Consider the following 13,340-nt stretch of genomic DNA (forward strand, 5'->3'; position numbering starts at 1 on the left):
ATGCCCGCGACCCCTCGGCCCGCCCGGCGCCAGACCACCCTGCTCGCCGCCGCCCTGCTCGCCGCCTCGCCCGTGGCCGGGCTCCCGCTCGCCGCGCCGGCGGCGGCCGCCCCGCGCGGCTGCCCCACCGCGGGCGGTCTCGCGCAGCAGCTCGCCGACGCCGACGTCGTGCTCGCCGGCACGGTCACCGACGTGGTGCGGGCCCGCACCGACCGTCCCCGCCAGGCCGAGGCGACGTACACCCTCGAGGTCGACCGGGTGTGGCGTGGCTCGACGCGCGAGGTGGTCGAGGTGACCGCGCCCGCCGCCTCGCGCACCTGCGGCCTCGCGCTGACGCAGGGGCGCCGCTACGTGCTGTTGGCCACCGCGCAGGGCGCCGACCTGTCCACCGACGCCCGGCTCGGCACCGCCCCGGCGAGCGAGGCGCTCCTCACCCGGGTGACCGGCGAGCTGGGCGAGGGCCGGGCCGTCGGCGTCGAGCCGAGCGAGCCTGCCGACCCCGTCGCGACCACCGTCGACGACTCCCCGCCGCCCGACTTCGGCCGCACCGCGGCCCCCGGCGCCGCCCTCGCGCTCGTCGGCCTCCTCGGCCTGCTGGTCGTCCGCCGCCGGGCGCGCTGACCCCCCGCTGCCGGGGGCCGTCGGAGTCCCCGGTCAGCCGGTGACTCCTGCACTTGTGGCCCGAGAACTCGGCCCACAAGTGCAGGACTTGGGCCACAGGACGCGTGCGCGCGGGTCAGGAGCGGGCCGTCAGAGATACATCCCGCCGGACCCGGACGGGGAGCCCGGACCCTCGGGGCCCGGCGCACCCGGGCCACCCGGCCCACCCGGCTGCGGGCGGCCGGCCGGCAGGGCGCGCCGCGCCTGCTCGAGCTGGGCGCGGGCGGCCATCTGCTGGGCGTAGATCGCGGTCTGGATGCCGTGGAAGAGCCCCTCGAGCCAGCCGACGAGCTGCGCCTGGGCGATCCGCAGCTCCGACTCCGACGGCGTGGTGCCCTCGGCGAAGGGCAGCGAGAGGCGCCGCAGCTCCTCGACCAGCTCGGGGGCGAGCCCGGCCTCGAGCTCCTTGACCGACGAGGCGTGGATGTCGGCGAGGCGGGCGCGGCTGGCCTCGTCGAGGGGCGCGGCCTTCACCTCCTCGAGCAGCTGCTTGACCATGGAGCCGATGCGCATGACCTTGGCGGGCTGCTCCACGAGGTCGGTGAGGTTGCGCTCGTCCTCCTGCTCGAGGTCGCGCCCCGCGTCGACGCCCTCGAGGCCCATGCCCTGCAGGGCGCTGACGGGCACGGCGCCGACCGGCTGGCCGTCGGGGCCGACCACCACGACGTGCTCCTCGCCCGACGCACCCGCCTGGCCTGGCTGCCCCGCCTGGCCTGGCTGCCCTGACTGGCCCGGCTGCCCTCCCTGGGGCGCGTGGCCGCTGCGGTCTGCGGGGGTCTGCGTCATGCCTCCCACCCTAGACAGCGGGGGCTCAGCCGCCGGGCCCTAGCGGGTGGTGAGCACGATCTTCCCGACGTGGCCCGACTCCTCCATCAGCCGGTGGGCGTCGGCGGCACGCTCGAGCGGCAGCACGTCGTGGACGACGGGGCGCACCTGGCCGTCGGCGACCAGCGGCCACACGTGCTCGACGACGGCCGCGCAGATCGCCGCCTTGTCCGCGGCGGGTCGCGAGCGCAGGGAGGTCGCGATGACCGCGCCGCGCTTGCCGAGGAGCCGGGCGATGTCGAGCTCGCCCTTCACGCCGCCCTGCATCCCGATGATGACGAGGCGGCCCTCGGTGGCGAGCGCGCGGACGTTGCGGTCGAGGTACTTCGCCCCCATGTTGTCGAGCACGACGTCGGCACCGTGGCCGTCGCCGTGGGTGCGGAGCACCTCGACGAAGTCCTCCTCGCGGTAGTCGATCGTCACGTCCGCCCCGAGCTCGGCGCAGACCCGCAGCTTCTCCGGCGACCCGGCGGTGGTGAAGACCCGGGCGCCCAGCGCGGAGGCCAGCTGGATGGCGAAGGTGCCGATGCCGCCCGCGCCGCCGTGGACCAGCAGCTGCTCGCCGGGCTGCAGGCCCGCCACCATGAAGACGTTGCTCCACACCGTGCACGCGACCTCCGGCAGGGCGCCGCTCGTGACCAGGTCGACGCCGCCCGGCAGCGGCATCAGCTGCCCGGCGGGCACGGCGACCTGCTCGGCGTAGCCCCCGCCCGCCAGCAGCGCGCACGCCTCGTCGCCGACCGACCAGCCGGTGACGCCCTCGCCGACGGCGCTGACGGTGCCGCTGCACTCCAGGCCGAGCACGTCGCTCGCGCCGGGCGGCGGCGGGTAGAACCCCTGCCGCTGCAGCGTGTCCGCACGGTTCACCGCCGTGGCGGCGACGTCGAGCACGACCTCGCCGGGCCCGGCCACGGGGTCGGGCAGGTCGACGACGGTGAGGGCCTCGGGGCCTCCGGGCTCGGGAGCGGTGACGGCGCGCATGGTCCCCACCCTAGGCACCGGGCGGGGCCGCGCTCAGCGCACGAACTCGTCGCTGCTGTGGTCGACCGTGCTGTCGTCGGGCACCTCGAGGTCGACGTCGTCCGGGTCGGGCGCGCTCGCCGGCCGGTCCCACCCGTCGGCCAGCGCCTGGGCCCGCCCGGCCAGCCGCTCGAGCTCCTCGGGGCCGGCGTCGGCGCACCCCGCCGCCCGGCCGAGCAGGAAGGCGGTCACGGGCCCGGCGCCCGGGTGCACGGTGCGACTCGCGGCGTCGACCAGGTCGGCGACGAGGCCCTCGTCGACCTCCGCGTCGACGTCGAGCACGTCGGACAGCTCGTCGATCCAGTCGTGCAGGTTCACCCGGTCACTGTGACCCCGCCCCCCGCGCCGCCGCAAGGGTCCGCGCCGCGCGTCGTACGCCGTGCCCGACGGTGGTCAGTCGGCCCGCAGGCCGCGCAGGTCGGCCCAGGTGTCCACGTCGACGGCCTCGTCGCGCTCGGCGGTGACGGCGGCGAGGTCGAGGGGCGCGAGGAGGCGGTGGAGCGCGGCGCCGTGGCGCTCCTCACGGGGCGGGGCGACGGCGTCGAGGCGGACGAGGTCGACGACGCCGGCGAGCTGCCGGCGGCCGGGCTCGCCCGGCGTGGGCCCGGGCTCGTGCAGGAACGCACCGTCGCGGCCCGTCGCCGCGGCTCGCAGCCGGGCGAAGGTGTGCGCCCCGACGCGCGGCATGTCGACGGCCAGCACGCCGAGCAGGCGGGGTCGTCGCGCCAGCGCGTCGCGGCCCGCGAGCAGCCCGGCCACGGGACCGCCGCGCGCCGGCTCCTCCACCGTGAAGGTCACCGGCCGCGTCGTGGGCACCGTCGGCCCGACCACCACGACCTCGTCGGCGTCGGCGCAGGCCGCGAGGGCGTGCTCGAGCAGGGTGCGGCCGCCGACCTCGACCGCGCCCTTGTCCGCCCCGCCCAGGCGGGCGCCGGTGCCGCCGGCGAGCACGACGACGCAGAAGCCCCGCGCGCCGTCGCCCGCGCCGCCCCCCGCGCCGCCGCCCACTGTTCCTTCCCCTGCTGCGCCACCCACGCCCGCGAGTGTGGCAGCACGCGGGTGGCACCCTGGTCCGGTGAGCGCACCCGACCGCCCCGACAGCGCCGGCACCCGCCCGGAGACCCTCACCGTCACCCTCGTGCAGGCCGCCGCCGCGCTGGAGCGGGAGGCGAACCGCGCCCGCCTCGGCGCGCTGGTGCCCCCGGGCGCCGACCTGACGGTGCTGCCCGAGGCGTTCGCGCGCGACTTCGGCCCGGTCGGCAGCGACGTCGCGCCCCACGCCGAGCCGCTCGACGGCCCCTTCGCGACCGCGCTCGCCGGAGCCGCCGAGGCGGCGGGCACCACCGTGGTGGCCGGCATGTTCGAGACCAGCGACGACCCGGCGCGGCCCTTCAACACGCTCGCGGTGCGCGGCGCGGTCGAGGCGTCCTACCGCAAGATCCACCTCTACGACTCCTTCGGCCACCGCGAGTCCGACCGCCTCAGCCCCGGCCCGCTCGAGCCCGTCGTCGTCGACGTCGCCGGCTGGCAGGTGGGCCTGATGACCTGCTACGACCTGCGCTTCCCCGAGCTCGGCCGGGCCCTCGTCGCCGCCGGCGCCGAGGTGCTCGTCGTCCCGGCCGCGTGGCTCGCCGGTCCTCGCAAGCTCGACCACTGGCGCACCCTGGCGCGGGCGCGGGCCATCGAGGACACGGCGTACGTCGTGGCGTGCGGCCAGCCGGCGCCGCGCTACACCGGCCACTCGCTGGCCGTCGACCCGTGGGGCGAGGTGCTCGTCGAGGCCGGTGACGGCGAGGAGACGGTGAGCGCCACGCTGCGCCGCGAGGTGCTCGACGAGGCCCGGTCGACCAACCCGTCGCTGGCGAACCGGCGACTGTAGCCTCACCGCCGTGTCCCGCCCTGCCGGCCGCCGTGCCGCCCCCCGACCGTCGCGCCTCGCGCGGCTGCGGGGGCACGCGCGGGCCGGCGCCGTGCCTGCCGGACCGAGTGCTCCCGCGCCGCCGGCGACCGACGAGCGGCCCTCCGGGGGCGGTGTCGAGACGGGCCTCCGGTCCTCCCCGACCACCCGAGCAGACGGGCCCGCCGTCGCCTCGACCACCCGGCGGGAGGCGCCCGCGCCCCCACCCGCGCGGGACGAGCACGACGACGAGCCCGCCTCGCTCATCCCGTCGCGCGGCGAGGTGCTGCTCGCGCGCCTGACCGCCTCGCGGCTGCCGATGGCCGGCTGGTGGGTGCTGGTGGTGGGCGGCCTCGCCGCCCTCCTGGCGACGACCGCCGGGCTGGTGCCCGACGGCGCCGCCGACCTGACCGGAGGCGTCGGCGCCGTGGCCGTCGCGACGGCCTACACCTGGGGCCTGGCGGCCCGCACCGGCGGCCGGCCCTACGTCTTCGGCGCGCTCGCGCTGGCGATGGGGGTGGTGACCCTCGTCCTCGACGCACCCGTCCTGCGCACCGGCGCCGCGGTGCTGACCTGCGTCGTCGCGGCGGTGCTGGCCGTGACCGCGACCGTGCCCGCGCGCCGCTACGCCACGGCCGTGCGGGAGGCGCTGGTCGCCACAGCCCTGGCCGCGGTGGGCGCCTTCGCGGTGGTCGGCTTCCGGCCGCAGGTCGACCTGGTCCGCTTCGAGTACGTCACCCTCGCCGCCGCCGTGCTCGGCACGGTCGCGCTGGTGTGGCGCCTCGGGGCCGGTCTGCACGGGCTGGGCCGCCGCGGCCTCCTGGTCGTGCTCGTCGGCACGGCGGTGCTCGCGCTCGTCGTGACCTACGCCGAGCTGCTGCGCCGCTACGGCACCCCGGGTCTCGTCGAGGCCGCCCTCGACGCGGTGCGCTGGCTGCGTGAGAACGCCGGCGCCGCGCCCAAGGCACTGCCGACGCTGCTCGGCGTGCCCGCGCTGGTGTGGGGCACGCACCTGCGCGCCCGCCGCCGCCAGGGCTGGTGGGTCACGGCCTTCGGCGTCGCCGCCACGGCCCGCACCGCGCAGACGCTGGTCTTCCCGGGCACGACCCTGCTCGAGGACGGGCTGAGCCTGCTCTACTCCGTCGCCCTCGGTGCGGTGCTCGGCTACCTGCTGATCCGCGTCGACCTCGCCGTCGGCGGCCCGCGCGGCAGCCGCGCCCGCCGCGAGGAGGAGCGCGGCGCGCTGCGTCCCGAGCCCCGTCGCACCCGCGCGCTGCAGTGAGGTGGCCGGCGGCGTCCCGGCTCGGCGTACCCCGCGGTAACGACTAGGTTCGCCAGCATGGCGCGCACCCAGCAGCAGGACGTCGTCGCGGAGATGGTGGCCGGCGTCGTGACCGTCGGCGTCGCGGTCGGCGACCGGGTCGCCGCGGGCGACACCGTGGTGCTGCTCGAGTCGATGAAGATGGAGATCCCGGTGCTCGCCGAGGCGCCCGGCACCGTGCTGGCCGTCAAGGTCTCGCCGGGCGACGTCGTCCAGGAGGGCGACGTGCTGGTGACGCTGGGCCCCTGAGGCCGGGTCCGCAGGGCCCCTGCGGGCCGCGCCGGTGGCAGAGGGGGCGGGATTCGAACCCGCGGTGGGTCTCCCCACGACCGCTTTCAAGGCGGTTCCGATCGGCCACTCCGGCACCCCTCCGTGCCGGCTCGGCGCCCGGGCGACCGGGGGCCGTGGGAGCCGACGCCGCCCGAGTGTACGGCGCGCCCGCCCCATCGCTCCCGCCCCGCTGCTGCGTCATGCGCTCCGCTCGCCACCGCACCGCTTCCGCACGACGCAGCCGTGGCAGCGGTGGGCCGGCGGGGAGGGTCGCGCTGTGACCCCGACCACGGCAGGGACGTGCGATGCCGGCGCGCGGTGGTGACCGCTCGCGCGGCGAGGGATGATCAGGGAGTGGCACGCACACCCGAGAGCAGCTCCGGCACCACCGACTACCGCCCGGCCCCGACCCTGGTCGCGCGCCTCTTCGGCGCCGCGGTCGCCGCGGTCGGCCTGCTGGTCTTCCTCACCACCCTCGTGGTCGCGCTGCTCGACTGGCACACCGCGGTCGTGCTGGTCGTCGCGGCCGGGGGGCTGCTGGTCGTGGCCGCCCTCGCGGCCGCCGCGACCCGGTCGGTGTCGGTGCTCCGGCTGACGCCGGAGGGCTACGTCGTGCGCCTGGTGCGCGGCGCCGGGGCCACGCGCGCCCGGTGGAGCGAAGTCGAGGACGCCGTCACCGCGCGCGTCGCCGACGCCGACTGCATCGTGCTGCGGCTGCGCGACGGGCGCTCGACGACGGTGCCGGTCGCGGTGCTCGCGGCCGACCGCGACGACGTGGTGCGCGACGTGCGGGCGCGCCTCAAGGCGGCCCGCGGCTCGCGCCGCTGAGCCGGCCCGCGGCGACGGCTCACCGACTCGGGATTCGACCCGCGCAGCGGACGCGCCGGACCTGATTCGGCAGCCGGGGGCGCGGCCTTGTAGCCTGACCGGGCTGTCGGGAGGCGTCGCCTAGTCCGGTCTATGGCGCCCGCCTGCTAAGCGGGTTTGGGGCTACAACCCCATCGAGGGTTCAAATCCCTCCGCCTCCGCCAGTGCGCCGCTCGGCGGCCCTCCGGGGCCGCCGAGCCGGCCTGTGCCCTGGTCCGCACCGTCGGGCACGAGTTGCACGTTCCTGCAGTGCAGAAACATGAGGCAGCGTCCGGGGTGCACGGAGCGCCGCCGTGACGGAGGATGGGTGTCGGCGAGGCCCGCACCCGTACGGGCCTCGGAGGGATGGAGCACCCATGACGAAGCACCTGCGCCGCATCGCGACCACCGTCGCCGCCGCCGCGCTGGCCGCCGGCCTCCTCGGAGCCGGCGCCGCCACCACCGCCCAGGCCAAGTCCGACACGAGCTGGGGTGGCTACCTCACCAGCGAGAGCGGCAAGGCTACGCAGGCGAAGGCCGACACGAGCTGGGGTGGCTACCGCGTGGCCGCCCGCTCCGACTACTACTAGGCCGACCCACCCGCGACCCGGTCACCGGGTCGCGACCCGCACGTGAGACGGGGATCCAGCCAACCCCCACATCGCTGGATCCCGGTGCCGTCCCCCCGGCCCGTCTCATGCACGAGGGCAGTGCTCCCCGCTCGGGCGGGGGCACTGCCCTCGTGTCACCTCCTGTGCCCGCGCGCGGCCGCGGACCGGTTCAGGTCGGGTCGTCCTCGGGCGCGTCCTCCTGGCCGGAGACCCCCTGGCGCCCCATCGCGTAGCCGAGCTGGAAGCGCGTCTGCGCGTCGTATTCCTCCTTGAGGTCCGCGACGTAGCCTGCGTAGGTGCGCGGGCTGACCCCGAGGCGCTTGGCGCTGGCAGGGTCGGCGTAGCCCTCGATCAGCATCCGGATGGTCATCGCGCGCTGCTCGGCGGCGATGTCCTTCATCAGCGAGGTGTCCTTCTGCGTGAAGGGGCGAGCGCGCTCCCAGGTGCGCTCGAAGAGGTCGACGAGGTAGGCGACGACCGAGGGCTCCCGGATCACGAGCGCGGAGCTCAGTCCGAGGTGGCCCGGGATCACCGCCACCTGCCGGTCGACGACGATGAGGCGGTTGAAGAACTCGTCGAGGGTGCGCACCTCCGCGCCGCGCGCGCTGACGGCGGCGACGTAGGCGTGCGTGATCGAGCTGCGCCGCGCGGCGTGCTGGTAGAGCGTGCGCATCCGCACGCCGCGGTCGAGCGCCGCGGTGTCGCGCTCGGCGGCCAGCTCGAGCGTCGGCCGGTCGCGCCCGGTCTGCGGCTGCGCGGTGAGCAGCTCCTCCTCGGCGTCGGCGACGACGCCGGCGATGTAGGGGTTGATCGCCTCGCCCCGGACCTCGGTGAAGGGTCCCTGCGCCGGCTGGGGCGTACGCCGCCACGTCTGCCCGAGGGCCCCGAACGACTTGGCCCACTGAGCCGACTCGACGAGCAGCTCGGCACCCTCCTGGCCCATCGGGGCCACCACGCGGGCCGAGACGGTGGAGGGGTCGACGGCGGTCCAGGTCTCGCGGGCGGCGTCGTTGCTCAGCAGCCCGAGGCGCACCAGCAGGTCGAGCGCGGGCCGGTCGGGGCCGCCGTCGACCACGCGGGGGTCGTCGACGCGCAGCCCGCCGGAGCGCAGCACGTCCTCGTAGAGCGCCGAGGCGTCACCGTCGAGGAGCCGTCGCTCCTCCGGCCCGAACTGCACCGCACCCTCCTCCGGCCGGGCCCCGCTGCGGGCCCGCCACCCGGGCGCATCATGGCACGCCGGCCCTCGGCGGCCGGGCACGCACGAGAGCCCCGCTGCCGGGCGGCAGCGGGGCCCTCGCCATCGTGCTGGGTCGTGCTGGGTCGTGCTGGGTCGTGCTGGGTCGTGCCGGGTGCGTCAGGCGTCGAGGCGCGCGCGGAGCCCATCGAGCTCGGTCCACAGCACGGCGGGCAGCTGCTCGCCGAACTTCTCGAACCACTCCTGGATCTGCGGCAGCTCGGCTCGCCACTCCTCGGGGTCGACCGCGAGGGCGGCGCGCAGCTCCTCCTCGGTCATGTCGAGGCCCTCGGTGTCGAGCGACTCCGGGGTCGGCACGTGGCCGATGGGGGTCTCGACCGCGGCGGCCTGACCGTCGATGCGCTCGACGACCCACTTCAGCACGCGGCTGTTCTCGCCGAAGCCCGGCCACAGGAAGCCGCCGTCCTCGTCGCGGCGGAACCAGTTGACGTAGAAGATCTTCGGCAGCTTGGCGGCGTCGTTGTCCTTGCCGACGGTGATCCAGTGGTCGAAGTAGTCGCCGGCGTTGTAGCCGATGAAGGGCAGCATCGCCATCGGGTCGCGGCGCACCACACCGACCGCGCCGATCGCGGCGGCGGTGGTCTCCGAGGAGAGCGTCGCGCCGAGGAACGTGCCGTGGGTCCAGTCACGGGCCTCGAAGACCAGCGGCACGGTGGTCTTGCGGCGACCACCGAAGAGGATGGCGTCGATCGGCACGCCGCGCGGGTCGTCGTACTCGTCGGCGAGGATGTCGCACTGCTTGATCGGGGTGCAGTAGCGGCTGTTGGCGTGACTGGAGAGCTCGTCGGACTCGGGCGTCCACGGCTCCCCCTTCCACGAGGTGGCGCGGGCGGGCGGGTTCTCGAGGCCCTCCCACCACACGTCGCCGTCCTCGGTGAGGGCGACGTTGGTGAAGACCGAGTTGCCCTTCTCGATGGTGCGCATCGCGTTGGGGTTGGTGTGGTAGTTGGTGCCCGGGGCGACGCCGAAGAAGCCGTACTCGGGGTTGACCGCCCACAGCCGGCCGTCCTCGCCGACGCGCATCCAGGCGATGTCGTCGCCGAGGGTCTCGACCTTCCAGCCCGGGATGGTCGGCTCGAGCATCGCCAGGTTGGTCTTGCCGCAGGCGCTGGGGAAGGCCGCGGCGATGTACTTCACGACGCCCTCGGGCGAGGTGAGCTTGAGGATCAGCATGTGCTCGGCGAGCCAGCCCTCGTCGCGGGCCATCACCGAGGCGATGCGCAGCGCGTAGCACTTCTTGCCCAGCAGCGCGTTGCCGCCGTAGCCGGAGCCGAAGGACCAGATCGCGCGCTCCTCGGGGAAGTGCACGATGTACTTCGTGTCGTTGCACGGCCAGGCGACGTCGGCCTGGCCCTCCTCGAGCGGCATGCCGACCGAGTGCAGCGCGGGCACCCAGGCGACGTCCTGGCCGGCGGCGTCGAGCTCCTCCATGCGGCGGAGCACGTGGGTGCCCATGCGGGCCATGACGCGCATCGAGACGGTGACGTAGGCCGAGTCGGTGATCTCGACGCCGAACATCGGCTTCTCGGCCTCGAGGTGGCCCATGACGAAGGGGATGACGTACATCGTGCGGCCCTTCATGCAGCCGGCGTAGAGCCCGCGCATGAGGTCCTTCATCTCGTCGGGGTCCATCCAGTTGTTGGTGGGCCCGGCGTCCTTCTCGTCGACGCTGCAGATGTAGGTCCGGTCCTCGACCCGCGCGACGTCGATCGGGTCGCTCGCGGCGTGGAAGGAGTTCGGCTTGATCTCCGGGTTGAGCCGGGTGAAGGTGCCGGTCGCCACCAGGGCGTCCGTCAGCTCCTTCCACTCGGCGTCGTCACCGGTGCACCAGTGGATGCGGTCCGGCTGCGTCAGCTCGGCGACCTCGGTGACCCACGCCAGGATGCCCTGGTGGGTGGTCGGCGCCTGCGGCTGTGCCTTGGTCTGGGCGGTCATGCCTGGGGGTCCCTCTCGCGCGTTCGCGGAGGTGGGAGCGAGCCGTCGGAGAGGACGGCCGTGCCCGCCTCCGGCCGTCGAGCGTATCGACGGAGCTGTCGTGGAGTCGTGTGTGTGGCCGGCCGGCTCCGTCGCCGCCCGGCGTTTGTCGCCGGGTGACAGGTCGCCCCAGGGACCCTGGCCCCGGGAGCTCCAGGACCTGCTCTCTGCGACGACCGGGGACCCGGTGTCGCGAGGGTACGCCCTGCCCCCGGGGGCACCTATTGGATCGTTCACAGGTGTGACCCAGGTCGCAGGGAGCGTGTCCTGGCAGCGATCCGGGCCGTGCGCGCGGCTGAGGCGGCGCCGGTCGTCAGCGGGTGGCCGCGAGGTCGACGAGGCGCTGCACCAGGTCGTACGCCGCGGGCTTGTCGAGCCCGCTCAGCCGCAGCGAGGTGCCCCGGAGGTCGGCCTCGCCGGGCAGCAGCGCGACCAGGTCGCCGCCCGTCGTCGTCAGCGCCAGCCGGCTGTCGCGGGCGCGCGCGGCGTCGAGGGCCTCCGCGACCGCGTCGGCCGGGGCCACCTCGACCTCGACGAACCACGCGTCGGCGACCGTGTCGAGGTCGGTGCGGGCGGCGGTCAGCGTGAGCGGCCGGGCCCCGGGGTCGAGCTGGTAGGGCAGCGCCGACTCGTTCCAGCACAGCCGCTGCCCGCCGGCGTCGGGCGTGCACGAGGGCCGCACGAAGACCTCGCGGCCGACCCCCACGGCGGCCTCGACGTCGTCGGTGAGCTCGGGGCGGGCGGAACCGAGGGCGCCCGCGTCGTCGGTCGGCCGCCCGGCGTCCGCCGTCGCCACCGGCGTGCCCGGCAGCGCGGAGGGCCGGTCGGGCCGCTCGGAGGTGGGCGCGCCGGCGCCCCCGGTGCACCCGGCGAGCAGCGCCGTCGCGACCGCGACGGCGGCGAGCAGCGGCACACGGCGTGGGGGCACCGCTCGATCCTGCCGCGCGCCGGCCCCGATTTCACGCGGGCTGACCTCCCCGCTATGCTCGTCGGGTCCTCACGGACGGGCGCCTGTAGCTCAACGGATAGAGCATCTGACTACGGATCAGAAGGTTTGGGGTTCGAATCCCTACAGGCGCGCTGCAGAAGCCGCTGGTCTACTCCCCCGATGACCTGCGGCTTCTGCTCTTTCCTGGCGCTCCTCGACCACGACCCCGTCGCGGGTGGTCAGGTGGCCTCGACCAGGACCGCGTCGAGCGGTCGGTCGCCGCCGAGCAGCGTGAGCGTGTTGGTCAGGCGGAGCACCGTCAGCACGGAGGCGCCGGCGGAGGCCAGCTCGAGGCGGCCGCCGGCGGCACGCATGCGCTTGAAGGCCCGGATGAGCACCCCGAGGGCCGACGAGTCCAGCAGGCCCACCGCACCGAGGTCGAGGACGAGCGTGCTCCACGGCTCGACGCTGCGCTGCAGCGCCGACTCCAGGAGCGCGGCGCTCGACATGTCGAGGTCTCCGCGCAGCGGCAGCACGTAGCAGGTCGCGCCGTGGGCGTGGACCGGGCGGAGCTCGCCGACGTGGCCGAGGTCGGGGTAGGCAGGGCGGGACGGCATGCGGCACCTCCGCTGGGTGCGGGCCCGCAGCCGAGTCCGCGGCAGACGGCGGTCGCCTACTGGCTCCAGCCTGCCGGGCCGACCTCAGGCCACCCCGGTGGGTGGCAGCAGTTCTGACCTCTCCTCCCCGCAACGTCGGCTCAAGGTGCGGGCAGGCCGGCCACGCGGGGTACCTGCCTCGCGTGGGCAAGAAGGAGCAGCAGTACACCGACCCGGAGATGCGCCAGCGGGTGAAGGAGGAGATCCAGGCCTCCGACAAGGGCGGCCGGCCCGGGCAGTGGTCCGCGCGCAAGTCGCAGCTGCTCGTCCAGGAGTACGAGCGGCGCGGCGGCGGCTACCGCGGGGAGAAGTCGGAGGGGGCGAAGGACCTCGAGCGGTGGACCGAGGAGGACTGGCAGACCCAGGACGGCTCGGCTCGCGCCCGCGACGGGGACGAGACCAAGCGCTACCTGCCGAAGAAGGCGTGGGACGAGCTCAGCCCCGCCGAGAAGCGGAGGACCGAGAAGGCCAAGCGCGAGGGGTCGAAGGAGGGCGAGCAGTTCGTCGACAACACCGACGGCGCCAAGAGCGCCCGCAAGCGCGCGCACGTGCCCATCCGGGACTACGACGAGCTCACCGCGAAGGACGTGGCGAAGCGGGTGCGCGACCTCGACGCCGACGGGCTCGCCGCGGTCGAGCGGCACGAGCGCGACCACGACGGGCGCAAGACGGTGCTCGACGCGGTCGCGCGTGCCCGGCGCCGGGCGGGCTGACCCGCCCCGCCGGGCAGGACCCCGTCAGTCGCGCGCGGTCGAGCGGGGCGCGCCGTACAGCAGGTCGCGGTAGTCGGGGTGCCGGTCGATCCAGCCCTTGATGAACGGGCAGATCGCGAGCACCCGCCGTGTCCCCTCGGTGCGCACCGTGTCGAGCCCGGTGCGGGCCAGGGCCGAGCCGACCCCGTGGCCCTCGAAGCGCGCCGGCACCTCGGTGTGGGTGAAGACGTAGAGCTGGTCGGTCAGCTGGTACTCCGCGAAACCGGCCAGCTCGCCGTCGATCCACGCCTCGAAGCGGTGCTCGGCGGCGTTGTGCTGCGTCTCGACCTGGGCCACGACCGCAACCTACCCCGCGGCGGCCGGC

Annotated in this window: 16 protein-coding genes and 3 tRNA genes; 9 read left to right on the forward strand and 10 right to left on the reverse strand. The window is 75.6% G+C overall.

Translation table 11 applies throughout. From position 1 onward, the window contains the following. Entirely contained in the window at nucleotides 1–621 is a 621-nt protein-coding gene (locus BJ989_RS03105) for a hypothetical protein (RefSeq protein WP_179516956.1), read from the forward strand. A gap of 129 nt (nucleotides 622–750) precedes the next feature. On the opposite strand, the gene BJ989_RS03110 is transcribed toward BJ989_RS03105, so the two are convergent. The 4 genes from BJ989_RS03110 to mobA form a co-directional block, all read right to left on the reverse strand. Then, nucleotides 751–1,446 carry a bacterial proteasome activator family protein gene (locus tag BJ989_RS03110; RefSeq protein ID WP_343049051.1) on the reverse strand — a complete coding sequence of 232 codons (696 nt, stop codon included), beginning with the start codon at nucleotides 1,444–1,446 and terminating at the stop codon, nucleotides 751–753. 39 nt (nucleotides 1,447–1,485) lie between these two features. Then, nucleotides 1,486–2,466 carry an NAD(P)H-quinone oxidoreductase gene (locus tag BJ989_RS03115; protein ID WP_179516957.1) on the reverse strand — a complete coding sequence of 327 codons (981 nt, stop codon included), beginning with the start codon at nucleotides 2,464–2,466 and terminating at the stop codon, nucleotides 1,486–1,488. 33 nt (nucleotides 2,467–2,499) lie between these two features. Then, complete coding sequence (locus BJ989_RS03120) at nucleotides 2,500–2,823, reverse strand: DUF6457 domain-containing protein (RefSeq protein WP_179516958.1); 324 nt, start codon at nucleotides 2,821–2,823, stop codon at nucleotides 2,500–2,502. A gap of 75 nt (nucleotides 2,824–2,898) precedes the next feature. Next, complete coding sequence (mobA, locus tag BJ989_RS03125; RefSeq protein WP_343049053.1) at nucleotides 2,899–3,540, reverse strand: molybdenum cofactor guanylyltransferase; 642 nt, start codon at nucleotides 3,538–3,540, stop codon at nucleotides 2,899–2,901. A gap of 40 nt (nucleotides 3,541–3,580) precedes the next feature. On the opposite strand from mobA, the gene BJ989_RS03130 reads away from it, so the two are divergent. From BJ989_RS03130 to BJ989_RS03140, 3 genes are read left to right on the forward strand one after another with little or no spacing between them, the layout of a single operon-like run. Continuing rightward, entirely contained in the window at nucleotides 3,581–4,384 is an 804-nt protein-coding gene (locus tag BJ989_RS03130) for a nitrilase-related carbon-nitrogen hydrolase (protein WP_179516959.1), read from the forward strand. A gap of 10 nt (nucleotides 4,385–4,394) precedes the next feature. Beyond that, entirely contained in the window at nucleotides 4,395–5,684 is a 1,290-nt protein-coding gene (locus BJ989_RS03135) for a hypothetical protein (protein ID WP_179516960.1), read from the forward strand. A gap of 57 nt (nucleotides 5,685–5,741) precedes the next feature. After that, nucleotides 5,742–5,972 carry a biotin/lipoyl-binding carrier protein gene (locus tag BJ989_RS03140; protein WP_179516961.1) on the forward strand — a complete coding sequence of 77 codons (231 nt, stop codon included), beginning with the start codon at nucleotides 5,742–5,744 and terminating at the stop codon, nucleotides 5,970–5,972. Nucleotides 5,973–6,007: 35 nt separating this feature from the next. Here the strand turns inward: BJ989_RS03140 and BJ989_RS03145 are convergent. Beyond that, nucleotides 6,008–6,095, reverse strand: a tRNA-Ser gene (locus BJ989_RS03145). 252 nt (nucleotides 6,096–6,347) lie between these two features. Between BJ989_RS03145 and BJ989_RS03150 the strand changes: the two genes are divergently transcribed. From BJ989_RS03150 to BJ989_RS03160, 3 genes are all read left to right on the forward strand, one after another. Then, nucleotides 6,348–6,821, forward strand: a complete 474-nt coding sequence (locus BJ989_RS03150; protein WP_179516962.1) for a hypothetical protein — start codon at nucleotides 6,348–6,350, stop codon at nucleotides 6,819–6,821. 109 nt (nucleotides 6,822–6,930) lie between these two features. After that, a tRNA-Ser gene (locus tag BJ989_RS03155) sits at nucleotides 6,931–7,024 on the forward strand. A 192-nt stretch (nucleotides 7,025–7,216) separates the two neighbouring features. Next, complete coding sequence (locus tag BJ989_RS03160) at nucleotides 7,217–7,429, forward strand: hypothetical protein (RefSeq protein ID WP_179516963.1); 213 nt, start codon at nucleotides 7,217–7,219, stop codon at nucleotides 7,427–7,429. Nucleotides 7,430–7,619: 190 nt separating this feature from the next. Here BJ989_RS03160 and BJ989_RS03165 read toward each other — a convergent pair whose 3' ends face one another. The 3 genes from BJ989_RS03165 to BJ989_RS03175 form a co-directional block, all read right to left on the reverse strand. Beyond that, nucleotides 7,620–8,627: a phospholipase D-like domain-containing protein gene (locus BJ989_RS03165; RefSeq protein ID WP_179516964.1), complete on the reverse strand. Its 1,008-nt coding sequence runs from the start codon at nucleotides 8,625–8,627 to the stop codon at nucleotides 7,620–7,622. Between the two features lie 177 nt (nucleotides 8,628–8,804). Then, nucleotides 8,805–10,640 (reverse strand): phosphoenolpyruvate carboxykinase (GTP), encoded by a 1,836-nt coding sequence (locus BJ989_RS03170; protein WP_179516965.1) that lies wholly within the window; start codon nucleotides 10,638–10,640, stop codon nucleotides 8,805–8,807. A 352-nt stretch (nucleotides 10,641–10,992) separates the two neighbouring features. Further along, nucleotides 10,993–11,607 (reverse strand): hypothetical protein, encoded by a 615-nt coding sequence (locus BJ989_RS03175; RefSeq protein ID WP_179516966.1) that lies wholly within the window; start codon nucleotides 11,605–11,607, stop codon nucleotides 10,993–10,995. Between the two features lie 79 nt (nucleotides 11,608–11,686). Here BJ989_RS03175 and BJ989_RS03180 point away from each other — a divergent pair. Then, a tRNA-Arg gene (locus BJ989_RS03180) sits at nucleotides 11,687–11,759 on the forward strand. Between the two features lie 87 nt (nucleotides 11,760–11,846). On the opposite strand, the gene BJ989_RS03185 is transcribed toward BJ989_RS03180, so the two are convergent. Next, the gene (locus tag BJ989_RS03185; protein ID WP_179516967.1) at nucleotides 11,847–12,224 is read right to left on the reverse strand and encodes an STAS domain-containing protein; all 378 of its coding nucleotides are present in this window, start codon (nucleotides 12,222–12,224) and stop codon (nucleotides 11,847–11,849) included. A gap of 182 nt (nucleotides 12,225–12,406) precedes the next feature. On the opposite strand from BJ989_RS03185, the gene BJ989_RS03190 reads away from it, so the two are divergent. Next, nucleotides 12,407–12,976, forward strand: coding sequence for a DUF5872 domain-containing protein (locus BJ989_RS03190; protein WP_218848698.1), 570 nt, complete (start codon nucleotides 12,407–12,409; stop codon nucleotides 12,974–12,976). A 24-nt stretch (nucleotides 12,977–13,000) separates the two neighbouring features. Here BJ989_RS03190 and BJ989_RS03195 read toward each other — a convergent pair whose 3' ends face one another. After that, on the reverse strand, nucleotides 13,001–13,312 hold the full coding sequence (locus BJ989_RS03195; RefSeq protein WP_179516968.1) for a GNAT family N-acetyltransferase: 312 nt from the start codon (nucleotides 13,310–13,312) through the stop codon (nucleotides 13,001–13,003). Between the last annotated feature and the right edge of the window lie 28 nt (nucleotides 13,313–13,340).

The sequence above is a fragment of the Nocardioides perillae genome (genome assembly GCF_013409425.1).
Classification (GTDB): Bacteria; Actinomycetota; Actinomycetes; order Propionibacteriales; family Nocardioidaceae; genus Nocardioides; species Nocardioides perillae.

Bases quoted from the DNA above. Each gene is read 5' to 3' on its own strand.
- BJ989_RS03110 (WP_343049051.1), bottom strand. From the start codon at position 1,446: ATGACGCAGACCCCCGCAGACCGCAGCGGCCACGCGCCCCAGGGAGGG.
- BJ989_RS03160 (WP_179516963.1), top strand. From the start codon at position 7,217: ATGACGAAGCACCTGCGCCGCATCGCGACCACCGTCGCCGCCGCCGCG.
- BJ989_RS03185 (WP_179516967.1), bottom strand. From the start codon at position 12,224: ATGCCGTCCCGCCCTGCCTACCCCGACCTCGGCCACGTCGGCGAGCTC.
- BJ989_RS03115 (WP_179516957.1), bottom strand. From the start codon at position 2,466: ATGCGCGCCGTCACCGCTCCCGAGCCCGGAGGCCCCGAGGCCCTCACC.
- BJ989_RS03140 (WP_179516961.1), top strand. From the start codon at position 5,742: ATGGCGCGCACCCAGCAGCAGGACGTCGTCGCGGAGATGGTGGCCGGC.
- BJ989_RS03105 (WP_179516956.1), top strand. From the start codon at position 1: ATGCCCGCGACCCCTCGGCCCGCCCGGCGCCAGACCACCCTGCTCGCC.
- BJ989_RS03170 (WP_179516965.1), bottom strand. From the start codon at position 10,640: ATGACCGCCCAGACCAAGGCACAGCCGCAGGCGCCGACCACCCACCAG.